Here is a 22,918-nt window from a genome sequence, read left to right as displayed (position 1 = left end):
GCAGTCGGTGGGTTCATTCGCGCGGCAGCAGGGTCACCGCCGAGCCCCAGAGGGCACCCGGATTCAGCCGGTGCGGATGAAGGGCGAGCATCGCCGCGTAGAACTCCTGTGCCGTGGCGGATGATCCGACCAGTGTGCGTGCGTCGGTGAGATAGGTCCGTGTGGCTGCGATTTGGGAGAAATCGTCGGGAGCTTCTGGGCTTTTGTGCCCGGCGATGACGGTGGTGGGGTTCAGTGCCTCGAGGGTGTCGAGGGCCGCGAGCCAGGAGTCGATTCCGGCAGTTCCACCCGATTCGGCCAGGTACTGGTGGACGCCGTTGTAGACGACGTCGCCCGCGACGACTAGCCCTGAGTCGGGAACGTGGAGCATGGTCGTGGCGTCGGTGTCTGTGTGGCCGGCTTCAATCGGCAGCAGTGGGATGCCGTCAAGTTCGAAGCCCGTGTGGTCGATGACGTCCACGCTGACGTCGCCGCTTGGCAGTTGACCGGGAAAGAACTTGTCCCAAAATGCCTTTCGGAATTCCGGGCTGTTCTGTTTCGCCATGAGTCGCTGGGTTCCTGCCGTCGCGAGCGCCGTTGCACCCGGGAATCGGCGCAACAACGGGATTGCGCCGAACCAGTGGTCACCGTGCCCGTGGGTGATGTAGATATGGCGCAGGCGCAGCCCCGATGCAGCCACCCAGTCGCCGACCTGGTCGGCCTGTGCCGAGGTCAGCGGTGGATCAACCAGGACGGCGTCGTGGTCGTTGGTGATGAGTGTCGACGTGATTGGCGACCACATCCGCGTGCTCCCGTCGGGCAGCGGTCCGCGGCCGGCCTGGGGGAGTGGTGCGGTGACGAATGTGGAGTGCTGCAGGCTCATGATCCTTCTTTCGTTGGCGGTACGCATTGGTCTGAACCGGGCACAAAGTGTTCAGGGTCAACAACATTGGCGAGACGGTCGCGCAGTGCAGTTGAGAACTCCAGGACAGCTGCCAGTGGCTGATGATGCAGTGATATCGCGGTGACTGCACCGGAGGCGTTGCGACGTACGACACTGATGCCGCGGGCTTCGGTGCAGTCGACGCGACGGGCGGTCCATTGCAGATAGGTGGTCCTGCTGTTGTGGGCCTCGGTGGTGAACTGCAGTGAGCCGTAGATTGACCCCGCCGCCGCAAGGGTTGCTAGTACCTGGGTTTTTCCGACGACTGGTTTGGCAAAGACGGCGCCCTCCAACACGATGTCATCAGCGAATCGGCCACCGAATGGGCCGGATGGTTCCATGCCGGTGACGTCAACCGTGACGTCATCCAGGAAGTCGAGGATCACGGTCGCCACGCTGCCGGGGTGTTCGACGTGTAGCCAGTGCCCCCCGTTCTCTACGCTCCGAACCTGGGGATTGATGAACTTGCCGGCGACGGTGTCGACGATCGGTTGGGTGACGAATCCGTCAGCAGCACCGCCGACAATCAGTACAGGCCCGCGGTAGGCCTTGACCGATGCGGCGCTGTCGAATCCGTCGTTCCAGACATCGGCGTACCGAGCGCCGATGCTCGGGCGGGCCAGGGTGCCGATACGGGTGAGGCGGTCCAGTTGCCGGTCGGTCAGCGCCGGTGACAGCTGGGCGCGAGCGTGCCGTTGCTGCGCGTAATGGGCCGCCAGGGCGCGGAATTGCGCTACCGATTCCTCTGGGAGGTGGGTGCCCGTGAGCGGTACCGGTGTCATGAGGATCAGGCCGGCTACGAGTTCGGGGTGCTCGGCCGCCACCAGTTGTGCCACTTGTGTTCCCAAGCTGTGGCCCACCAGGTACACCGGTGTTTCGATGCTTGCCGCGATCGATGCCGCCTCGGCGGCCAGTGTCGGTAGGGAGATCTCGTGCAGGTCAACGGGTTGCATGTGCCTCGTACCGAATCCGGGAAGGTCGTACCGGACAACATTCACGCAGTCGCCGAGTGCGTCCACCAGGTCGGTCCACACTGTGGCGCTGTCGAGGTAGCCATGGATCAACAGAAGTGTGGCTGCTGAATCGGCACGCGCTTCCGACTGCCAGACTTCCGGCATTGAGCTCATTGTGGTGTTCCCGTAGAGACTGAGCCCGATGGTGACCATTCGCTGGTGTCGATCGGGGAGAAGTCGGTTGCCTTGCCGTCCAGGCGCCGGATGCGCTGTGATTCAATGTCCGCCAGCACGGCATCGGGAATCGGTGTGGTGAAGATGTTGTCCACTGCCGTGTATTCGGCGGCGAGTCGGCCGAACGGGTGTAATGCCCCGGTGTCGATTCGGCCCCGTTCCAGGTACAGATCGTCGCGTACGTGAATTTTCTTGACGCGGCCCCACACAACGTGATCGGGCAACGGTGGCATCGGAATGATGCGATCGACGACGCATTCGAATGAAATGGGCGCGTCGGCAATCCGCGGAGCGTCAATCACTTCAGAAGCCACCTTCTGCAGGCCGAGAGCCTCGAATTCATCGACGCCACTGTCGAATTCGAAGGCCGATCGGTGCAGCGCATCGGCCTGCGCGAGCGAAGCGATGTTGATGACGAAGTTACCGGTGTCGCGGATGTTGATGAAGGTGTCTTTCAGGGTCGCCTCGTCGGAGCGAGGCTGTAGCGAGATCGACAGGATCGGCGGAAACCGGCCGACAACGGTGAAGAACGAAACGGGTGCGATGTTCCCTACGCCGGTTGTCGATTGAGTGCTGACCCAAGCGATCGCCCGGGGCAGGACGCTGCCGATCAGCAATTTGTAGCTGGAGGTGGGATTGAGGTCAGTGGGGTCGATGATCATGGTGTCCTGATTTCGGGTGGAGGATCTGATTGGGTCTTACGGCCAGACCGCATCGAGCGAGGAAGCCGTTGTGGGTGTGGTCTGGATGCCGACGACGCGCCATCCGCCTTCGCCGCGCGCGACCTCGAAATGTACGGCGAGACGCTCGATTTCGTGGGCTTCACCACAACGTGACCAGATGACCTCGATGGCAGCACCGTTTTCGCTGTATACGCGGCTTCGGTGATCCGGTACCACCGTGTGTGTATAGCCGTTCTCTTTGAGGCGCTCATGCAGGTCGGCGAGGAACTTGGTGACGGCTTCTGCATCCAGGAACCACGCAGAGACCAGGTCGTCGCTGTACTGCAACGGTGCCGACCAATAGTCGAGCACGAAATCTGGACCGCGGGTTACGGTTCCGGCCGCGACGCCGACCCATGTCGGCAGATAGTCTTCGAAGAACCAGTGGTTTACGTCATCGAGAACTGCTTGGCGGACTTCAGAAACATTGGTGCTCATGGCGTTCCTTTGGGCTGTGTGGTCTTGGTCAGGACAGCAGTGCGACCGCGGTGTACCACACCGGTCCCACGTTGAGCCGGTCCGGGTAGAGCGCGATCATTTTGTCGAAATATTCTCGAGGACTGGGCTTTTCGTTGATCAGGTGCTGTGCGTCCAGCAGGTACTGCCGGGTCTCGTCGATGATGGCAGGATCGTCGGGCAGGTCGCGATTCTTGTGGCCGGCGACGACCGACTGCGGTTGCAGCGCTGCCACGGTGTCCAGCGCGGCCAGCCAGGAGTCGATGCCGCCGTCGGCGCTTTCCAACAGGTACTGGTGCACGCCGTTGTAGGCGACGTCGCCTGCGACCACCAGTCCGATGGATGGCACGTGCAGCACCGTGGTGTCGTCAGTGTCGGTGTGGCCTACCTCGACAGCCTGCAGTCGGTGCCGCTCGAGCTCGAAACCGCCGGCCGGAATGGGCTGGTAGACAACAGGGCTCGGCGGAATCTGTCCGGGAAAGTCCACGTCCCACATCTGCGCCCGCCCGGCGGTGGCCTGCTCGTGCATCATCGCGATGGTGCCCTCGGTGGCGTAAGCGGTGACGCCCGGAAACCGCTCCAGCAACAGTTCGGTGCCAAACCAGTGATCGCCGTGGCCGTGCGTTGCATAGACGCGAGTGAGGGTCTTGCCGGACCGTTCGATCAAAGCCCAGACTTGTTCTACCTGCTCATAGGTGAATGGGGGGTCGACGAGGACGGCGTCGCGATCGCCGTAGATCAGCGTGGACGCCACCGGGGACGAAACGATCGGACTGCCGTCGGGAAGCCGCTGGTCCCTGTGGCGGCGGATGCCGTGGTGGACCAGAACGTCGTACTGCAGTGTGCTCATAATGAATTCCTCTCGGGATCAATGGGTTTCAACGGAAGTGAGGTGCTGGCTGAACCAGCCCAGTGCGGCTCCCGCGGCGATATCGAAGTGACCTACGTACGGGTCGAAGTGGCCACCGTCGACGGTCACCAGCTTTTTGGGCTGCAGTGCCTGCTCGTAAGCACCCAGTGCCAGGTCGGTCAGGGTGACGGTGTCCTTCAGTCCGACAACCATCAACAGCGGCGTGGGGGAGACCCGGGAAATCCAGACGCCGGGTTCGTAATTGCGGGCGGCCCGACTGGAGCGGAGGGTGACGCTGTTGTTCCAGACGCCCTCGGGTACCGGCTGCTGGTAGAACGCGACGGCATCCGGTGCGTGATACGCCGCGGGCTCCTGAGGATCTAGGCTCACCACTGCTTGGGTTGCGAGTGGTTCTCCGTTGAACTGACGCCGGTCGTCGTCGATGAAGGCCGCCTCCAGGTTCGCCACCTGATCCGGCGACACTCGACGGAGGCTCTGCTGATAGCCGCTGATCGTGGGCACCTGGGACACCACCGCGTGCAGCCGGCGATCCGTGGCGCCGAGCACAATGGCATGGCCACCGGCGTAGCTGCTGCCCCATAAGCCGATCCGGTCCGGGTCGACCATCGGCAGGCTCTCCAGGAACGAGATTGCCCGTCGCCAGTCAGCGATCTGTACCCAGGGATCGATATCGAAGCGGGGAGAGCCGTCGCTGGCGCCGAAGCCCCGGTGATCATGGACCAGAACGACGAATCCTGACTGAGCGAACAGCTGGGCGAACCGCTCGAGGCCGTGCTCCTTCACTCCGGCGAAACCGTGTGCCATTGTGATGGCCGGGTGCGGCCCGGCCCCCTCCGGCTGGAACAACCACCCGCGCAATGTCGCGCCACCCTCGCCGGGGAATTCGACGTCCTGCCGCTCTGTCATTGCTGCTCCTTCGTGGTCCTGTGCTTTCACTTTGGCCGTGGATAAACAGACGTAGAAGGCCGCGTTGACCCTGGTAGTGGCAGGGACAGGGTTAGGCTCGACCGGTGGCGGAGAACTCCAACGTCCTCGGTGACTACCTGCGCGCGCGGCGGGAACAAATCCGGCCCGAAGACGTCGGGTTGATCGGCGGAACGCGTCGCCGAGTGCCCGGCCTGCGACGCGAAGAACTAGCCTTGCTGGCCGGCATCAGCGTCGAGTACTACCTGCGTCTGGAGCAGGGCCGCGACAAACATCCGTCGCCTGAGGTGATTGCCGCCCTTGCCAATGCCTTGCAACTCGACCTCAAAGCGACCGAATACCTCCATCAAGTTGCCGCCCCACGGGCGAATCGTGCAGAGCTACGTGATGTCGGATCAGTCGCTGACGGCCACGGGGTCGAATTAGTTACAGATGGTGCTGACGAGCTGATCGACCAGTTTCCGATGCCCGCGATCATTGCCAGCCGGTGCCTAAACGTCCTGGCGGCCAACCCGCTTGCTCGGGCATTGTCGTGCGGGCTCGAACCTGGAGAGAACTTTCTGCGTTGGCGATTGTTGGCCCCGCAGGCCCGCGAGCAGTTCGTCGACTGGGAATCCACTACTGACGTGGTGATCAGTGGGCTCAGAGAGGCTGCCGGAAGCGATCCCAATGACCCTCAAGTGCAGGCATTGGTCGCCGAACTATCAGCGCGCAGTCAGTATTTCCGCGATCGGTGGGCCAAGGCCGACGTCGGCTATCGACCCGGCGTGATCCACATGCGGCATCCGGTCGTCGGCGACTTGCATCTGTACCGCAACAGATTCAACATTCCCCACTCCAGGGGACAACACCTGCTGACCTATCGCGCGCAGCCTGGTAGCCCATCAGCCGCAGCGCTCGAAGCGCTGAGGCGATCGTGAATCAGTCCACTGTCGGCCCTGCACCCTGAATCGACGTCGTCCGCACGGCCGGTTCGGCAGAATTGACCGCGACAACCGTAATGGATCGCCTCGACATTAGGAGTTCGGCGATGACTGACGTGTTCGTACTTGGCGGCGTGCGCACCCCGTTCACCAAATACGCAGGCTCGCTGTCGCATATTCGCCTTGACGACTTGCTCGGAATGACGCTTGTCGGAGCATGCGAACGATTGGGCATCGGGCTCGACCAGATTGAGGACATCGCGGCCGGCTGCGTTAACCCCGCCCACGAAGGTATGGGGGACGTAGCCCGGTGGGCTGCGCTGGCAGCCGGGTTCCCCGACAGCGTGGCAGGTATTACGGTGAACCGCTTCTGCGGTTCATCTCTGAGCGCCACGGTGATGATTTCCCATGCAATACGTGCCGGCGATCTAGGTGTTGGAATCGCCGGAGGCGTGGAATCTATGTCGCGTTCAGGCTGGGCGTATATGAAGGGAGAGGCACCGTTCTCACCTCGCGGTCCGGTAGTGCTGCTGGACACCATGTGGGCCGGCGCAGGTGGTCCGCCCAATCCAAAACTGTTGGCACGCAACGCTTACATCGGCATGATCGAGACCGCGCAGAACGTGGCAGATCGGTACGGCCTGACTCGCGAGGAGATCGACAGGTTCGCCCTACGGTCCCAGCGGCACGCCAAGGCTGCGCGCGACCGCGGGCGTTTAGCCAAAGAGATCATGCCCGTGCAGATCGCGGCAACCAAGAGGACACCGGCGCACACCGTTGAACTCGACGAATTCATCCGGGACGACACATCTGCGGAATCGCTTGCAGCCCTGCCAGTTCAACCGGGCACGACCCAAATGACCGCGGCCAACTCGACTCCGCTCACCGACGGGGCGAGCGCGGTGGTGTTGGCTTCCGGAGAACGAGCCGCACAACTCGGCCTCGAACCGTTGGCGCGGGTGGTGTCGTCCGCGGTATACGGCATTGATCCGTTGATCATGGGTTTGGCTCCCGCGTGGGCAATTCCGGCAGCCATTAAACGCGCAGGGCTGACCCCTGAACAGATCGACGTCTGGGAGGTACATGAAGCGTTCAGTGCCCAGGCACTCGGGGTATTGCGTGAATTGCCCAACCAGCTAGGAGGTTTCACCGTCCCCGACGAGAAACTGAGCCCCAACGGCGGAGCGGTGTCCATCGGACATCCATTCGGCGCCACGGGAACCCGCTACGTACTGACGCTGGCGATCGAATTACGGGAACGCAACGCGCGTTACGGCGTGATCGGAGTGTGTATCGGATCAGGTCAAGGGCTCGCGCTGGTATTGGAGAACCCCCAGGCAGCCTGACCGAACGGAGCACACAGTGAAACACACCCATCTCGGTGAGCTTGATGTAGCACGTCTGGGGCTGGGCGCCATGGGGATGTCTTCCGCATATGCCGGCGCGCGCAGCGACGACACCCAGTCGATACACACCATCCACCGCGCCATTGATCTCGGCGTCAACCTCATCGACACCGCAGAAGTGTATGGACCGTACATCAACGAAGAGCTTGTGGCGCGAGCACTGCTGGGGCGGCGACGAGATTCTGTCGTATTGGCAACGAAATTCGGGTTGCTGTCGCACACGGGCCGTCACCGGTTGGACAGCAGCCCGGCGAACATCCGCATTGCGGTCGAGGGATCTCTGCGACGGCTGGACACCGATCGGATCGACCTTTACTACCAGCACCGCCTCGACCCGGAAACCGCGATCGAAGAGACCATGGGTGTGCTGGCCGAGTTGGTCGCAGAAGGGAAAATCAGGCACGTCGGGCTGTCGGAGGTCGGCGTCACCACCATCCGGCGTGCACATGCCGTGCACCCGATTTCGGCGGTGCAATCAGAGTATTCATTGTGGACACGAGATCCTGAAGCTGAAGTTCTTCCCCTGTTGCGCGAGTTGGGAATTGGCTTTGTCGCCTACTCTCCGTTGGGCCGTGGCTTCCTGACGGGCACCATACGTTCCAACGAATCGTTTCCTGACGACGACCTACGAAAATCCAACCCTCGATTCAGCAACCAGAACTTTGCCCACAACCTGGAGAGCGTAGACGAGCTCGCCGCCATCAGCGCCGACGTGGGCGCAACACCGGCACAAGTCGCGCTGGCTTGGCTACTTGCCCAGGGCCCCAACGTGGTTCCCATACCGGGAACCAAACGAGTGGACCGGTTGGAAGAGAACCTGGCAGCCGATGCCGTCGAGCTCAGCGATACCCAAAAGGCCAGACTCGACCGACTACAGCAGCCACTCGGGGACCATCACTCTGAAGAACAGATGAAGTGGCTGGATCGATAGTCACCTGGCAGAGGAGGTCAGCCTTGCATCGAACGGATGCCGGCCGGTGACCGGAGAGAAGGACGGTGGTGACAAGTCGAAGCCGGGCAAGTGCCAATACCCGGGCCGTCTCGATACCGATGCCTGAACTGGCCCCGGTCACTACCGCGCGACGGCCCGTCAGATCGATTCCGGCGATAACCTCCTCGGCAGTTGAGTACCGTCCGAATTCACTGGTAATCAATGGTTTTGACGACTTTGCGGTGCCTCTGGATCGCGGAGTTGAGCGAGTCGGCTAACGATGCGCGTAAGCCGCGGCCTGCGCGGCGAGGTAGATGTCGTCGGCCACCGGTTCCAGCCAATCGGTTCCCGGATGGTCAGCGGTCGCCACAACAATCGCTACGTGCACGGCGAGTGTCGACGCGGTCGCGCCGTGCCAGTGTTCGACGCCCGGATCGCAGGACACGGTCTCGCCCGCACGAGCGGCGACCACGGTGCCGTCGCGGGTACCGACCAAGGCGATCCCTTCCAGCACGTGCAGGGTCTGGCCGCTCGGATGCAGGTGCCAATTGGTGTGTGCCCCTGGCATGAAATGCACAACGCCTGCAGATAGGTAGGGCGGGTCGTTCGGCGCGGATATCGGAGTGACGTACACGTCGCCGGTGAATCGATCGGCCGGCCCCTTACCGGTTGCGGATACGGGGATGAGTTTCATAGCTGCGTCCTCTTCATATAGCGGTTCAGGTGGCGGCTCTGCTATTCGGTGACGCCGACGGCACATCTATGGTCATCACCTTCTAGTCTGCGACGGCATTCATCGGGTGTCTCAGCTTCGTGCACGACGGCGAGCAACACATCGGCAGTGACCTCACCGCCGTCCGTGCGGCTGACCACGGGGTCCTGCGTCGGCTCGGCTTCTTGTCTAGCATCGGAAGCCGGGAGTCGAACGTATGCGTGACGTGGGGAGTCAGATGAGCCGCCTCAAGTTCAGGTACAACTCTCGGCCATGGAGGCCGGCGAGTGGACGGATCGCTCGCTTGGTTGCTGTGGTTCTGCTGGCCGGGTGTGCATTGCTGGCTGTTCCGGTTTCTCCGGCCTCAGCCCAGCCGTGTCCGGACGCAGAGGTGGTGTTTGCACGTGGTACCGGCGAGCCGCCAGGTGTCGGGGGAATTGGGCAGTCGTTTGTTGACACGCTGCGCTCCAAGACCGGCGCCAAGTCGGTTGCGGTGTACCCCGTCAATTACGCGGCAAGTGCCGATTTCGCAGACAACATCCAGTTCGCCCTTACCGTGATTGACGGCATCAGAGATGCGACCAACCACATCCAGTCGGTGGCTTCCAGCTGCCCCGGCACCAAAATCGTTCTTGGCGGATATTCGCAAGGTGCTGCCCTGGCGGGGTTTGTCACCTCAGCCGATGTGCCTCCGGGGATACCGGCTGCGTTCGTACCGCCGCCGATGCCACCCGAAGTCGCAGCCCATGTCGCTGCGGTAACTTTGTTCGGCAAACCGTCGAACAAATTCCTGAGCGATTCTGGTGCACCCACCGTGGTGATCGGCCCGTTGTATGTGCCGAAGACCATCGACCTCTGTGCTCCCGGTGACACCATCTGCAACGGTGCGCCACCCGGGCCACCCAGAGCCGCCCACGGCGCGTACGGCACGGACGGCCTGGTGAATCAGGCCGCCACCTTCTCCGCGAGTCGGATCTAGTCAAACACGGACGTCGAAGGCGCTATACCCCAACATGTTTGGGGTATAGCGCTAACTCGACATATCGATCCGCCTCAGTGAGTCGACGGCACACCAAGTCGACTGGACATTATTGACAAACCGTCCAGTCAATCCTAGGTTGGTCACACGCCCGCGGCGAGCCGTCAGCCTGCTACGCCACCGAGCGGGAGTGGAGGTCGAGCACCGATGACGGACGTGGAATTCCGCAAGATGCGGTTCGATGTTGATGACTCGGTGCCGTTCCAGTGGAACGTCGCCAATCCGGCCTCAGGGCTGATGGCCAACATGATTTCGTTCATCGCGGTGGGGTTCGAACGTTACATCGTGCTGGCAGTAAAGGAAGCCCTGACAGGGATCGCCGACCCTGAATTGCGTTCGGAGGCGGAGGTTTTCCTGGCGCAGGAGTCTCAACATTCGGCGGCACACCGCCGTCACGTGAACGGTCTGATCGCGCAGTACCCCGATCTGGGCCGCGTGCTCGACGATGTGATCGAGTCCTATGAGCAGTTATATGCCTCGCGGCCGTTGAAGTTCCATTTGGCGTATATCGCGAGTCTGGAGGCGACCTTCCCACCGCTGTTCAGTTTCATGATCGAGAACCGCGACCGCCTCTATCACGGCGATACCCGCGTCGCTTCTTTGTTCTTATGGCACTACGTCGAGGAGATCGAACACCGAAGTTCTGCCGAGATCGTCTTCGATGGGGTGGTAGGGGATCGCTGGTACCAACTGCGGATGCTGCCTCGGTCCATGTCGCACGTGACCCATATCGCCAATTCAATAGCATCCGGCTTCCAACGGGCGGTACCGGCCGAAGACATGGGTGTGGCGGCCGAAGCCGCGACCGGTGCAATCTGGCGCACCGAGGCGCTGACCCGCATCCCTGTACTCAGGCGGGTGTTCCCGCCGCGCTACCCGACAATGTTCGGCGGGATCGCGACACTCCAGTTGCTCAAACTCATTGGCGGCCTGATACTTTCACAGTTGCCATGGCACCATCCCCGCGATGTTGCTGCCCCGGCCTGGTTTGACACCTGGATGCGCAGCTATGCCGCCGGGCAGGACATGGCGCATTTCTACGGAGTTGGCAGTACGGGTTGAACGAGGCGCGCGGGGTCGGGGCACACCGATCACGGTGTTCGCGAGGCGATTTTGCTCTTGACGACGGGCGCTACCCAGCGACGCAGGCAGTCCCGGAGTGTTGCGTCGCGCCGTGGTGGCCGACCCGGGTCGATCATGAATGACTGCAGCATCCGCAACATGTATTCGACAAGGTCGTCGATGCCGTCGTCATCGAGCCCGAGTTGCGCCCAGTCCACGTCGAGGCCGGCCAAAATACCGTGACCGAACTGCATGGCCAGGTCGGAGGTGACGCCGGTGGACGTCTTACCGAAATCGTTGGCCAGCATCAGCTGAATGGGTTTGTCGTCCGGCAACCACTCGACGGTAAAGGCGAGGGCCTCGACCAGTGCGTCGATCGGATCAGAGATTCCGGCCAAGTGTGCTGCCAGACGTTCGAGAAACCGCAACCCGGAGCGGTTGGCCACGGCTTCAACGAGTGTGTTGGGTCCCGGAAACCAGTTGTAGACCGTTGTGCGCGAGATGCCGAGCGTCCGGGCGACGTCGACGATCCGGATGTTGGCTCCGTGCTGGGCGATCGCCTCGTCGGCGGCGTCAAGGATCCGGTCGATTGCTTCTTGGTCACTGGCCGGCGTCTCGCCGTTCCATCCGTGAGTGCGCACCAGCGGACCTACCGGGGTCCACCGCAGGTGGCTGCCAACCGTGCAGACATGGTCTGAATTTACTCGGGCTTGCGGCGTGGGTGTCAAACACAGCGCATTTTGACTGGACACTATTGACCATCTGTCCAGCCGGTCTTACGCTGCGAGTAGGTTACGGCCGAATGCGGCGGCTGCCGGCCTTGCGTCTCGGTGCGAATCGGCTTGCCGTACAGGAGTATTCAACTCGCTCGACCGGGAGGTTATGGATGGGACCGCACGGGGAGCGCCTGGCTGATTCATCGCATGTGGAAGTTGCGATCATCGGGGCAGGTCCCGGTGGGATCGCGTCTGGGCACCTGTTGCGCACTCGCGGCATCACCGATTTTGTGATCCTGGAGCGCGGCCCGGATTTCGGCGGAACTTGGCGTGAAAACCACTATCCCGGCCTGGCCGTGGATATTCCGATCTTCTGGTATGAGTTGTCGTTTGCGCGTAACCGGCAGTGGAGCCGCCTGTTCGCTCCGGGGCCCGAGATCAATTGCTATCTTGCCGCCACCGCTCGCCAATGCGGTCTGTACCCGCATCTTCGGCCCGGCAGCGACGTCGTCCGTCAAGCGTGGGATGACGACGCCGGCATGTGGCGTTTGTCCATCCGCGGTGGCACTGACATCACCGCGCGTTTCGTCATCAGTTCAGTCGGCGGCTATGTCAATGCGAAAGCAGTGACCGATATCGCCGGCATCGCCGATTACCGGGGGATGATCTTGCGCCCCAACGCGTGGGATGAGAGCTATGACACCGCAGCCAAGAAGGTGGCAGTGATCGGCACCGGTTCCAGCGGCGCGCAGATTGTTTCGGCGTTATCTGGCAGGGTCGCTCGTCTCGACGTCTATCAGCGCACACCGAACTGGATTCTGCCCAAACCCGACTTCGAAATGACCCGGGCCCGGCGTGCATTGCTGAATTTTCCTGGCGTCACCGCTGCGATCCACCATGCGGGGCGGCTGGCGTTTGACCTATTCCTGCTTATTCCAATGGTGCACATCATGTCGCGTATACCCGACCGAGCGCTGGTTCCGCTGCTTCGGGGTTACGACGTGTTCTCGCGACTCTGGTTCCGGGCGTTGTTGCGCTCAGTGGTAACCGACAAAGCAGCACGACGAAAACTCCTGCCACATCACGGGATTGTGGGAAAGCGGCCGATTATCTCGAGCAGTTATCTGCCGGCCTTCAATGAACCAACCACACATCTGATCACCACACCAATTCAGACGATCACCCCGACGGGCATCCGGACAGCCGACGGAGTTGAGCGCGATGTTGACCTCATCGTCACCGCCACCGGATACGAAATGTGGACCGACCCCGAAACCTACCGGCTGGGCACAATTCTCGGCACTAACGGGTTCGACCTCGCCCAGGACTACCAGCAACACGGCTTGCGCAGTTTCGCCGGCACGGCTCATCCCCGCCTACCCAATCGGTGGGAGATCGTCGGACCGCAGGGCTTTGTCGGAGTCGGATGGACCGACTTTGTCGAGATGATGGCCGGCCATGCAGTGCGCGTGATCGACGCGGCGCGCAGCTCCGGCACCAATGTTGTTGTGGCAGTGTCCGACGCGGCCTTCGAGGCTTACCAGGATCAAGTGCAGCGCGATGGCAAAACTGCGCATCTGTACTTCACGCGGTGCAATGCGGGAGTCAACACGTATTTCGTTAATTCCCAGGGGGATACGGTGTATCACCGGCCGCAGACGATCGTGGGCGCGCATCGGCTCGCGCGCCGTTCGCCGCAGCGGGACTACCAATTCACCTGTCGACCCAGCAGTGTGCGGACCGCAGCCTCGTCGCAGGCACGCGCCTGATGAGCTCGATGCGTGCAGTCGCCGGCACCATTCGGGACTCAGGTTCGATGATCGGCCGCGGGGTTCTGGAGGACTTCCGCCGTGCCAAGGTACGCCGCGTCGGCACCCACGTCGCCCGGACAACTTTCGATCCCACCGAGCCTGCCGCGATCGCCAACCCATATCCGCAGCTGGCACAGCTACGCGAACAGCGCGTTGCGGTCAACGAGCGACTCAACGTATGGATGCTGGCGCGTCACGCGGATGTCGTCGCGGCCGCCCGGGCTCATGACACCCTATCGTCGGGGTCCGGAATTCTGTTGCGGTCCATGCCAATGCCGGGTGTTGTCAGCACCGATGAGCCTGACCACACCCGCCTGCGGCGCATCACTGCCCCGTCCTTCACGCCGGGCGCGGTGCGCCAACTTGAAGACGTCCTGCGCGAGTTGGTGGCCCCCGGTGTGGCCGCGCTGATGGGCGGTGAGGCTGTTGATATCGTCCCCACGCTGACGGTGCCGTTGCCGGTTGCCGCAATTGCGCTGATCCTCGGCGTTGAACACTCGCGCAGGGGCGAGTTCCATAGGTATTCAGAGGATTTCCGCTCGGTGTTCGCCGTCAGCTCGATCAGTGAAGTCACTAATTGCATCGGTCGGGCGCTGCCGGGCATGCTCGCTATGCGGGCCCTGATCCTGGACGAACTCGACCGCCGCGCTGATGTGCGGACCGACGACGTGCTGGGACGGGTCCGCGAAGCCCTCGACGAGGGTGAGATGTCCATGCTGGAGGCGCTCTCCGCCGCCATGATCCTGCTGGTTGCTGGTAGCGAGACCACCACCAACCTGTTGGGAATCCTGTTGATGCGTTTGGCGGTTGACCCCGATCTCTATGAGCGGTTGCGCCAGAACCGCGACCTCATTTCTGCGGCGACCGAGGAGGCACTGCGTTGGGGTTCGCCAGTGCAGTGGGTCGCGCGCACCGCACTGAGGCCGTATCGGGTAGGCGATGTCATGATCCCGGAGCGGTCGCGCGTGGTGTTGTTCTACGCCAGCGCGAACCGTGACCCTGCACAGTTCGACCGGCCTGACGAGTTCGACATCGATCGGGGTGCGGCAGGACATGTCACGTTCGGTCACGGGGCGCATTACTGCATGGGCGCACATTTGGCGCGGCTGGAAGTGAGCGTCGCGCTCAATCAACTGCTCGACGTGGCGCCACGGATTGAATTGGCGGGACCGGTGACCTGGACGACCACGCCGTCGCTGTCGGGCCCGACGGCGGTACCGATCCGCGTCGTGCATTGACGAATAACAGCGGCCGTTGTGCAGCTGTGGCCGGGTACCCGATCAGGGCACTCGGCCACAGGTAGGCCGCTGGGCGGCTAGGTGGCCATGACTTGGCGCCCACCGGATTCGGGCTGCGGCGCCTCGACAGCCGCCGGCGCCGCGTCGGCGGGCTGAACGGTCCAGCTATCGACGCTGGCCTCAAGATCAGCCTCGATCTCGCGGTCCGTAGAACACGGGGTAGGTGCTGCGCCCGCGGATCGGTGTTTTAGCTGGTTTCCGTCTGGCGGTGCCGTGCCTGTGCCGGTTCGGCTGCTGGACCTAGGTTGTCGGCCGCTGCGGGAGCAGGAGGTTGGTTGCGGATGAAGGCCGTGGCGATTAGTCCAAGCACGATGACGCCGGCTGCGATGTAACCGGACAGGCTGACGCTGTGCGTCATCGCCACCCGCGCGGCGTCGGCGGCGAACTGCGTGTGTGGTTGTGCTGCAAGTCCTTGGATCGCCGCTCCTGCGCTGTCGGTGACAGCACGGGTCAGATCATCGGCTAGCTGTGGCGGGCCCTGTGCGGTCAGTGCTGATTTCAGCGTGGCGCTCAGGGTGCTGAAGAATGTGGTGGTGAGAACCGCGATGCCGAGTGCGGATCCGAGTTGACGGAAGGCGCTTTGGATGCCGGAAGCCTGGCCCGAGTTCTGCTCGGGGATGTCGTTGAGAACGACGTTGGTGACCTGGGCGGTCGCGAAACCCACTCCGATTCCGTAAAAGAACAGCATTCCGGCCAGGTGCCACCACGGGGCCTGCACGTCGGCAACGAATGCCAGTCCGGCGAGCCCGAATGCCTCGAGCAGCAGGCCGAGCCGGACCAGGCCTAGCGGGGAAACCTTGGTGGCAAGCGCGAAGCTGGCGCCGCTGGCGACGAAGCTGCCGAGGGCGATGGGCACCAGGGCCAATCCGGCTTGCACGGCGCTGTAACCGAGGGTGAACTGTAGCCACAGCGGCAGTACCGCCACGATGCCGAACTCGCCGACACCGATGATGAGGGTCGCGATGTTGCCGTTGCGGAAGGACCCGATGGAGAACAACTGGATGTCCATCAAAGCTCGATCGGGATCTGTGTTGCGGGTCAGTCTGGTTTGGCGAAAGGCAAAGCCTCCCAATGCCACGACGGCGAGTACCAGTGCCACCGCAACCGGTGACGGACCGCTCGACCAGTTGTGACCGAACAATGCCAATGGTTCTTTGACTGCCAACCAGCCGTAGGTGCGGCCTTCAATGAGGCCAAAGGCCAGCAGTCCCAGGCCGACGACCGACAGTAGCGCGCCGAGTACGTCGACACGCGCGGGAAGTTTCGGTGAGCGGTCCAAGAATAGAAGTGACATGGCGAAAATGAGGATGGCCAACGGAATGTTGATGCCGAACGCCCAGCGCCAGGAAAAGTGCTCGGATAGCCAGCCGCCCAGGTAGGGCCCGACAGCGGCGGCGGCGCCGATGGTGGATCCCCAGACGGCGAATGCCTGGCCGCGGGCCGTGCCGGTGAATGAGGCGTTCAGCAGCGCCAATGAGGTGGGCAGGATCATCGCCGCGCCGGCGCCCTGGATGAAGCGCGCTGAGATGAGCAGGCCGCCGCTAGATGCCAGGCCCGCCAGCAGGCTCGAAATCCCGAAGATCACCACGCCAATGAGAAACACGCGGCGCGCGCCGACGATGTCGGCGATGCGGCCGACCAGAAGCAACAGGGCGGCCAGCACAATCGCGTACGATTCCTGAATCCATTGCGCCTGTACTGAATTGACCTTCAGGTCTTCGATGACCGACGGTATGATGACGTTCACTATCGTGCTGTCGACCACGATCAGCGCCACCCCGAGCGCGATGGCGATCAGGCCCAGCCACCGCCGCGTGTTCAACGAAATATTCACAGATAACCTATTCATCACCAGGTTATCAGGCGTTAAATTCTAATATTTACCCATTTATTGGTGTTCATCAGCACAAATAATATCGGGAACATGTATCCTTTTAGGTTATGAGGGCCCGAAAATCCGATGGTTTCCCGCGGCGTGGCACGAAGTTGAATGTGGTGTGGCGGGGTAAATATTTACCCCATGAAGCAACACGACGATCCTCAGGCGTTAGTCGAGGAGCTTGCGGTCCAGCACGCGTTGGTGTTGGGCGAGTCGCACGGCGATTTGGCTGCTCGCCACGTGGAGGTTCCGGATCGTTTCGTGGATCAGGGCAGCAATGTGCGGTCGATTACTACGTCGTGCGCTGTGCTGGAGACGTTTTTGATGTCGAGATCGCGGCGCCAACGTCCCGACTCGTCATTGAAAGTCAAGGCGGGCAACGGAATGGGCTTACTCCTCCTGGATGGGAAGGGGTCGCGGATCTATGTGCGCAAGCATCCGCGCAAGTACGACGGCAGCTTGATCGAGCCGGTGAAGTACGTGCCGGGCGGGGAGCAGCTGAGCCTAGAAGAGGAGCTTGGTCACCCGATCGGCGGCGAGGACGGGATTCCCGAGCCGGTGGCGTACCGGGTGTATCTGTTGTGGTGGCCGGACAGCCGAGGGTTCTTTGGCGGAGCGGCGTTGGCCGCTGGCCTGTTGCTGGACAACTTCCAGGTTCTGTACGGCAGGACGCCGCTGCCGGCGCCGATCTTCGAAGAACGCGATGCCACGGTGGGCCTTGGTCGGCCCAGTGCGGGTTCGCAGGGGCCAACGAGGCTGGCGAAACGGCGCCGCGACGAGGACTTCACCGAGGTCGACGAGAATCCCGCATTCGACGAGCAGGACGGCACCCCGCCAGAGTTGTCGTAGCTATCAGGCACAGTGTTGGGTGCTTGCCGGTATCCCAACCCGGTGACGTTGAATTGAGCGCACGATGATTGAGGTTTTTGGTGTCCGGGTCCGACAGGCCCGGTTGTTGCGACGAATGACAGCAAAGTCGGTGGTGGAAGCCGCCGGGTGGAGCCCTGCCCGGCAGTCCCAGATCGAAAAAACGCAGGTTGGCCGGCTCGATGACGCCGACGTCGAGTTACTGTCGGAGTTGTTCCGTTTCCCTGAAGCATTTTTCAGCACGGCCCCGCAGACCCGAGTGTCGGCCGCAGAGTTGTTGTTCCGGGCGCCGAAGTCGATGACGGTAGGCGAGCAAGACTTTCTGGCGACGTTCGCGTCGCTGGCCGGCGATTTCCTCTCCGACCTCGATGAGCGATCGAAGCTGCCGCCGGTGAAGATTCCCACGATGGCTCCCGAAGAGCTGACGCACCGCTCGATCGCGGCGGCCGCGGCGCGGCTGCGGGCAGCGATGGGCGTGGATCATGATGAGCCCCTTGATGATTTGATGTACGAGGCAGAGCGTCTCGGTGCGCCGGTGATCGTCCGGCGCCGGGTGGCCGGAGAATGGGAAAGCGAGTTCGCCGCATCCCCAGGCCCGGTCCCGGCCCGCGATGAGAAGCATCTGGGTTATTCAAGCTGGGTGGGCCGAATGCGGGACCGTCCGCTGATCGTGTTGCGCGACAGCGATTCCTGGGAACGGACCCGGTTCACGATCGCCCACGAGCTGGGCCATTTGGTGCTGCACAGCCACGCCTACTGCTCGGTCAGCCCGGCTGATGAGCTGGAAGCCAACCGGTTCGCCACCGAACTGCTCGCCCCCGCAGCGGTGATCGCCGATGAGTTGCCCCGGTTGTTGTCGCTGCTGAATCTGCGGCCGCTCAAAGACAAGTGGGGCTTGTCGCTGGGCTCGCTGATCATGCACCTGCGCGATTCGGAGCTGATACCGGCAGAGCGGGCGAAAATGCTGATGACGCAACTGCATCGGCGGATCAACCCGGCAACCGGACACACCTGGGGCATGACCGAGCCGGGCTTCGATGACCGTTCCCCGGAACGCCCGCGACTGCTGCGCAAGTGGGTGGAGCGCTGCTACGGGGGCGCGTCGGTGCCGATGCTGGCCGCGCGGGAGTCGATGATCTACCCGGCCGATGTACTGGACTGGTTCCTGGCCACCCAGCGTCCGGCGCCGACATCGGAGCGGCAATCGGTGGCGGCCAGCGTGGGTGCGGGGCGCACAGCGGCGCCGGCGGCGGCGCCGCTGCCGCGGGTGATCCGGTTGGACGATTTCCGCAAGGACAGGCCGCGGTGAGCGCCGCAGCGGTCGTGGGGCGCTGCTGACGATGGCGGCGGTGCAGCGGATGCGCTTTGCGGACCGCCCGGCCACCTACACGGTGGTGGGCCCCGACAAGCTGCCCGTTGCCCCGGCCCGGGAGTACTTGACGTTTTTGCGTGAGGAAGGCGCATCGCCAAACACGGTGCGCGCCTACGCCTATGGGCTGGCCGCGTGGTGGACAGTGCTCGAGCACACCGGCGCCGCGTGGGATGACTTCCCGGCCAGCCTGTTCGGCACGTTCCTGACCTATCTGCGGCGCGGCGATCTGCCGGGCGTGGCGCGTATCGGGGAGCCGCCGGCGGGGATGGCCGAGTCGTCGCTGCATCCGCGCAGTGCGGCGGTGTTGGCGATGTACCGGTATTTCGCGGACGCGCACGATCTGGAGCGCCCGTATCGACGGCTGTACTCCAGCCATGCCCGTGCGGCCCGCAAAGGCCGGTACGCACCGTTTTTGGCCGGGGTCGGCCCCAACACCGCCACGGGCGGGCCGTTGTATCGGCTGCGGGCGGTGCAGCGTTCGGAAACGCCGGTGCTGCTGCCCGAACAGGTCAACGCGATCCTGGACGCGTGCAGCGTGCAAACGGTCACCGGCGGGTGGTCGGGTGGCCCGGCGGGTCTGCGGGACCGGTTCTTTTTCGCGCTGCTGGCCGAGACCGGGATGCGGATCGGTGAAGCGTTGTCGTTGCGGCATCAGGACTTTGATATCGCCGGTGGCGGCACCCCGTCGGTGCTGGTGGCCGGTCGTGATGATCATCCGCGCGGGGTGCGGGCCAAGTCGGGGCCGCGGCGCATCTACATCGGGGACGATCTGGTGGCCCTCTACAGCGAGTACGTGTGGCAGCTGATCGCCGACGGCGCCGACATCGCGGTCGGGAATCTGTCGACGCATTTCGTCTTCGTCAATCTGGTGCGCGGAGTCAAGTTCGCGCCGACGAGCGCCGAAACGGTCTACGACAAGGTCGATCTGGTCACCGAGCGCTGCCCGGACATGCTGCCCGGTGACTGGACACCGCACTGGCTGCGGCACACCCATGCCACGGCGCTGCTGCTGGCCGGGATCGATGCGCATGTGGTGATGCGCCGCCTGGGCCATGCCGATGTGCAGACGACGTTGTCGATTTACGGGTGGGTGACCGCCGATGCCGCGATGCGCACGGTGGCCGAATGGAAGAACTATGTGGCGGGGTGGAAGGTGCTCAGTGACGGGCAATGAGAGGCGCGCAGAGGCTCGGCGGGGGCCGGGACGGCGGGGCGTCGACGATGAGCAGTGGGCGGCACAGTGGAACCGCGTCCCTGGGCCGTGGCGGACGCTGGTGTATCACCTCGATCAGGCCCCGGCCAACACGGTGTTCGCCGACAACCCCCGGTATCGGCCGGTCCCCGACGGGCACGACTTCACGCCCGATGCTGTGCCGCAACGGATCTGCGACGAGCTGGCGTGGTGGGTGTGGCAGTGCGGCCACGAGGGCGCCCGCAAGATCGAGCCGTCCCTGCTGAAGTGGACCAGCCGCGCGGTGGGCATCGCGGCCGCCGACTACCGCCAACAACACCACCGCACGTTGGCCTCGATCTCTGATCTGACGCCCGAAGCGATAGTGCGCCATGGGGTGATCGACTTCGAGCGCCGCAACGGGCGCCTGCCGTCGGCGGGTTTTCGGACCAACGTCACCAACTTCATCGAGCACCTGCACCTGCATGTGGCGGTGCGCTGCACCAGCCGGCCGTGGTGGGATCACGACATCTGGGATCTCTACGCCGACCCACGGATCCCGCAGCGCGAGCACGAACCGCAGCATGACCAGGTGGTGCGCCTGGACGGGATCGAACCGGCCTGGTTGCGTGAAGGGGTCCGGTTCTGGCTGCGCACCGCCTTGACCGCCGAACTGCTGCGCTGGTCCTCGCTCAAGTCCCGCGCCCGGGACATGAGCCGCCACCTCGGCCCGTTCCTGGCCGACCGCCTGATCACCGACCCGGTGCTGCACACCGACCGGGCGCAGGTGAGGTTGCTGTTCACCGAGTTCACCGAGTATCTGAAATCGCCAGCGGCCCAGTCGATACCGGGCAGGCCGTTGTCCTCGACAGCCATCGCCGGTATCCAGTCCCGGATCCAAACCTTCTATACGTTCATGGTCGATCACGCCGAGGAAGCCGCGGTCGCCACCGGCGAGCCGCGCTGGGCCGCACTGACCGACACGCACACCCGGCTCTGGGGTGCGGCGTTCCGCAGCCGCCGCGCCAACACCCCGACGGAGCTGACCTGGTACTCGACCGCCGAACTACAACAGATGCTGTGCTACCTGGACGTGCTGGCCGCCGACAAGGGCGCCCCCGTGGTCATCACCCACCCCGATGCCACCCTCTCGGTGGTAGCCGGCCTCGGGGATCCGCAGGCGGCCCGCATCTGGCTGCTGCAAGCATTGACCGGACGGCGGGCCTCGGAAATCCTGATGCTCGACGCCGATCCGCTGGAAGCGATCCCGGGCCGCGACCGGGCCGACGGCGCCGCCGAGGACCCCGATGGGTTCGTGGCCAAACTGCGGTACCAGCAGACCAAGGTCGACGGGGTCTGCCCGACCATTCTGGTGGAGCAGGCCATCGTCAATGTCATTGGCGAGCAGCAGGACTGGGTACGCCAGCATTATCCGCAGCTGACCCCGAAGTACCTGTTTTTTGGGGTGCGGTTCCAGCACCAGGGGCAGCGGCCCCGCAGCTATGACTCCTACAGCAATGTGCTGGCCCGCCTGGACACCGTGCACGGTCTCGCCGACAGCGCCGGTCGGCCGTTGCGGTTCAGCCAGACCCACCGGCTGCGGCACACCCGGGCCACCGAACTGCTCAACGATGGGGTGCCGATCCACGTGGTGCAGCGCTACCTCGGGCACGCCTCGCCGGAGATGACGCTGCGCTACGCCGCCACGCTGGCGGCCACCGCCGAGGCAGAGTTCTTGAAGCACAAGAAGATCGGCGCTCACGGCACCGACATCGCGATCAGCCCCTCAGATATCTACGACATGACCCAGCTGGCGCAGCGCACCGACCGGGTGCTGCCCAACGGGGTGTGCCTGCTACCGCCGGTGACCACCTGCGACAAGGGCAACGCCTGCCTGTCGTGCGGGCATTTCGCCACCGACGCCACCCACCTGGACGAGCTGATCGATCAGCGCACCAAGACGCTGACCTTGATCGACGTGCGCCGCGGCCAGTTCGCCGCGCGGACCGGACGCGAGCTGACCGACGACAACGTATGGGTTCATCAGCGGCGCCGCGAGGTCGCCTCCCTGGACGCCATCATCGGCCGCCTGCAGGAGTCCGACGCCGCCGGCGCCGACATCGGTGGGATCGGGGGCGCCGGCACCGCAGGCCGGCAACCCGGCCTGCAGGTCTCCACGCGGGGAAGCCACGAATCGGTGCTGCGCAAAGCCGACCCCGGCACCGGGCGATGACCCGCACACCCCCGCCGCCGCCCTCGGCCAACGCCAAAGCGGCCCTGGCCAAACACCGCAACGCCGTCAGCGACGCCAAACGCTGCGACATCGAAAAGGCCATTGCCTACCTGCGCAAAACCAATGCCGAGCTCAACGTCTCGACCGTGGCACGCCGCGCCGGGGTGACCCGCAAAACGGTCTACAAGCATGACGATCTGATGGCGGTCATCGATGCGCACCGCAAGCACGCCGCCGCGGACGTTCCGCCGGCCACCGGCCGAGACGATGCCATCGTGGCCGCGCTGCGCCACAAGATCGCCGCCCAGACCGCCGAGATCAAAGACCTCAAAACCACGGTGGCACAACAGCAAGGCACTATCGAGCTGCTCTACGGACAGCTTGAGGACCGCCAGTACGGCACCACTTAAGCGGCC

Annotated in this window: 21 protein-coding genes; 12 read left to right on the top strand and 9 right to left on the bottom strand. The window is 63.6% G+C overall.

What is annotated here, in order from left to right; translation table 11 throughout:
* Positions 1 to 13: 13 nt before the first annotated feature.
* From M2432_RS08415 to M2432_RS08390, 6 genes are read right to left on the bottom strand one after another with little or no spacing between them, the layout of a single operon-like run.
* Positions 14 to 862 (bottom strand): MBL fold metallo-hydrolase, encoded by an 849-nt coding sequence (locus tag M2432_RS08415; RefSeq protein ID WP_280826335.1) that lies wholly within the window; start codon positions 860 to 862, stop codon positions 14 to 16.
* Complete coding sequence (locus tag M2432_RS08410; RefSeq protein WP_280826334.1) at positions 859 to 2,040, bottom strand: alpha/beta hydrolase; 1,182 nt, start codon at positions 2,038 to 2,040, stop codon at positions 859 to 861. The genes M2432_RS08415 and M2432_RS08410 overlap by 4 nt, the downstream gene beginning before the upstream one ends.
* Before the next feature lie 5 nt (positions 2,041 to 2,045).
* Positions 2,046 to 2,771 (bottom strand): flavin reductase family protein, encoded by a 726-nt coding sequence (locus tag M2432_RS08405; RefSeq protein ID WP_280826333.1) that lies wholly within the window; start codon positions 2,769 to 2,771, stop codon positions 2,046 to 2,048.
* Positions 2,772 to 2,807: 36 nt separating this feature from the next.
* The gene (locus M2432_RS08400) at positions 2,808 to 3,269 is read right to left on the bottom strand and encodes a hypothetical protein (protein ID WP_280826331.1); all 462 of its coding nucleotides are present in this window, start codon (positions 3,267 to 3,269) and stop codon (positions 2,808 to 2,810) included.
* A 28-nt stretch (positions 3,270 to 3,297) separates the two neighbouring features.
* Complete coding sequence (locus M2432_RS08395; protein ID WP_280826330.1) at positions 3,298 to 4,137, bottom strand: MBL fold metallo-hydrolase; 840 nt, start codon at positions 4,135 to 4,137, stop codon at positions 3,298 to 3,300.
* Between the two features lie 18 nt (positions 4,138 to 4,155).
* Positions 4,156 to 5,064, bottom strand: coding sequence for an alpha/beta hydrolase (locus tag M2432_RS08390; RefSeq protein WP_280826329.1), 909 nt, complete (start codon positions 5,062 to 5,064; stop codon positions 4,156 to 4,158).
* A gap of 104 nt (positions 5,065 to 5,168) precedes the next feature.
* Here M2432_RS08390 and M2432_RS08385 point away from each other — a divergent pair, with 104 nt between their 5' ends.
* From M2432_RS08385 to M2432_RS08375, 3 genes are all read left to right on the top strand, one after another.
* Complete coding sequence (locus tag M2432_RS08385; RefSeq protein WP_280826328.1) at positions 5,169 to 6,002, top strand: helix-turn-helix transcriptional regulator; 834 nt, start codon at positions 5,169 to 5,171, stop codon at positions 6,000 to 6,002.
* A gap of 110 nt (positions 6,003 to 6,112) precedes the next feature.
* Positions 6,113 to 7,351 carry a thiolase family protein gene (locus tag M2432_RS08380; protein WP_280826327.1) on the top strand — a complete coding sequence of 413 codons (1,239 nt, stop codon included), beginning with the start codon at positions 6,113 to 6,115 and terminating at the stop codon, positions 7,349 to 7,351.
* Positions 7,352 to 7,367: 16 nt separating this feature from the next.
* Entirely contained in the window at positions 7,368 to 8,342 is a 975-nt protein-coding gene (locus M2432_RS08375; protein ID WP_280826326.1) for an aldo/keto reductase, read from the top strand.
* A 274-nt stretch (positions 8,343 to 8,616) separates the two neighbouring features.
* Here M2432_RS08375 and M2432_RS08365 read toward each other — a convergent pair whose 3' ends face one another.
* Positions 8,617 to 9,036, bottom strand: coding sequence for a cupin domain-containing protein (locus tag M2432_RS08365; RefSeq protein ID WP_280826325.1), 420 nt, complete (start codon positions 9,034 to 9,036; stop codon positions 8,617 to 8,619).
* A 256-nt stretch (positions 9,037 to 9,292) separates the two neighbouring features.
* Between M2432_RS08365 and M2432_RS08360 the strand changes: the two genes are divergently transcribed.
* Both M2432_RS08360 and M2432_RS08355 read left to right on the top strand, forming a co-directional pair.
* Entirely contained in the window at positions 9,293 to 10,033 is a 741-nt protein-coding gene (locus M2432_RS08360) for a cutinase family protein (protein WP_280826324.1), read from the top strand.
* 207 nt (positions 10,034 to 10,240) lie between these two features.
* On the top strand, positions 10,241 to 11,155 hold the full coding sequence (locus M2432_RS08355; RefSeq protein ID WP_348536301.1) for a metal-dependent hydrolase: 915 nt from the start codon (positions 10,241 to 10,243) through the stop codon (positions 11,153 to 11,155).
* Positions 11,156 to 11,184: 29 nt separating this feature from the next.
* Here M2432_RS08355 and M2432_RS08350 read toward each other — a convergent pair whose 3' ends face one another.
* The gene (locus tag M2432_RS08350) at positions 11,185 to 11,796 is read right to left on the bottom strand and encodes a TetR/AcrR family transcriptional regulator (RefSeq protein WP_280826323.1); all 612 of its coding nucleotides are present in this window, start codon (positions 11,794 to 11,796) and stop codon (positions 11,185 to 11,187) included.
* Positions 11,797 to 12,041: 245 nt separating this feature from the next.
* Here M2432_RS08350 and M2432_RS08345 point away from each other — a divergent pair, with 245 nt between their 5' ends.
* Positions 12,042 to 13,640, top strand: coding sequence for an NAD(P)/FAD-dependent oxidoreductase (locus M2432_RS08345; protein WP_280826322.1), 1,599 nt, complete (start codon positions 12,042 to 12,044; stop codon positions 13,638 to 13,640).
* Positions 13,641 to 13,648: 8 nt separating this feature from the next.
* Complete coding sequence (locus tag M2432_RS08340) at positions 13,649 to 14,920, top strand: cytochrome P450 (RefSeq protein WP_280826321.1); 1,272 nt, start codon at positions 13,649 to 13,651, stop codon at positions 14,918 to 14,920.
* A gap of 247 nt (positions 14,921 to 15,167) precedes the next feature.
* Here M2432_RS08340 and M2432_RS08335 read toward each other — a convergent pair whose 3' ends face one another.
* Positions 15,168 to 16,814: a DHA2 family efflux MFS transporter permease subunit gene (locus tag M2432_RS08335; protein ID WP_280826320.1), complete on the bottom strand. Its 1,647-nt coding sequence runs from the start codon at positions 16,812 to 16,814 to the stop codon at positions 15,168 to 15,170.
* A gap of 186 nt (positions 16,815 to 17,000) precedes the next feature.
* Here M2432_RS08335 and M2432_RS08330 point away from each other — a divergent pair, with 186 nt between their 5' ends.
* The 5 genes from M2432_RS08330 to M2432_RS08310 all read left to right on the top strand — a co-directional run bounded on the left by M2432_RS08330 (position 17,001) and on the right by M2432_RS08310 (position 22,912).
* On the top strand, positions 17,001 to 17,708 hold the full coding sequence (locus M2432_RS08330; RefSeq protein ID WP_280826319.1) for a hypothetical protein: 708 nt from the start codon (positions 17,001 to 17,003) through the stop codon (positions 17,706 to 17,708).
* Positions 17,709 to 17,772: 64 nt separating this feature from the next.
* On the top strand, positions 17,773 to 19,035 hold the full coding sequence (locus M2432_RS08325) for an ImmA/IrrE family metallo-endopeptidase (RefSeq protein WP_280826318.1): 1,263 nt from the start codon (positions 17,773 to 17,775) through the stop codon (positions 19,033 to 19,035).
* Between the two features lie 31 nt (positions 19,036 to 19,066).
* Positions 19,067 to 20,272 carry a tyrosine-type recombinase/integrase gene (locus tag M2432_RS08320; RefSeq protein WP_280826317.1) on the top strand — a complete coding sequence of 402 codons (1,206 nt, stop codon included), beginning with the start codon at positions 19,067 to 19,069 and terminating at the stop codon, positions 20,270 to 20,272.
* On the top strand, positions 20,259 to 22,502 hold the full coding sequence (locus M2432_RS08315) for a tyrosine-type recombinase/integrase (RefSeq protein ID WP_280826316.1): 2,244 nt from the start codon (positions 20,259 to 20,261) through the stop codon (positions 22,500 to 22,502). The genes M2432_RS08320 and M2432_RS08315 overlap by 14 nt, the downstream gene beginning before the upstream one ends.
* Complete coding sequence (locus M2432_RS08310; RefSeq protein ID WP_280826315.1) at positions 22,499 to 22,912, top strand: transposase; 414 nt, start codon at positions 22,499 to 22,501, stop codon at positions 22,910 to 22,912. Before M2432_RS08315 ends, M2432_RS08310 begins: the two co-directional genes overlap by 4 nt.
* Positions 22,913 to 22,918: the final 6 nt, after the last annotated feature.

This window comes from Mycobacterium sp. OTB74 (assembly GCF_029892685.1).
Classification (GTDB): domain Bacteria; phylum Actinomycetota; class Actinomycetes; order Mycobacteriales; family Mycobacteriaceae; genus Mycobacterium.
The sequence above is the reverse complement of the archived record's forward strand: the minus strand, read 5'-3'. Positions and strand labels throughout refer to the sequence as shown.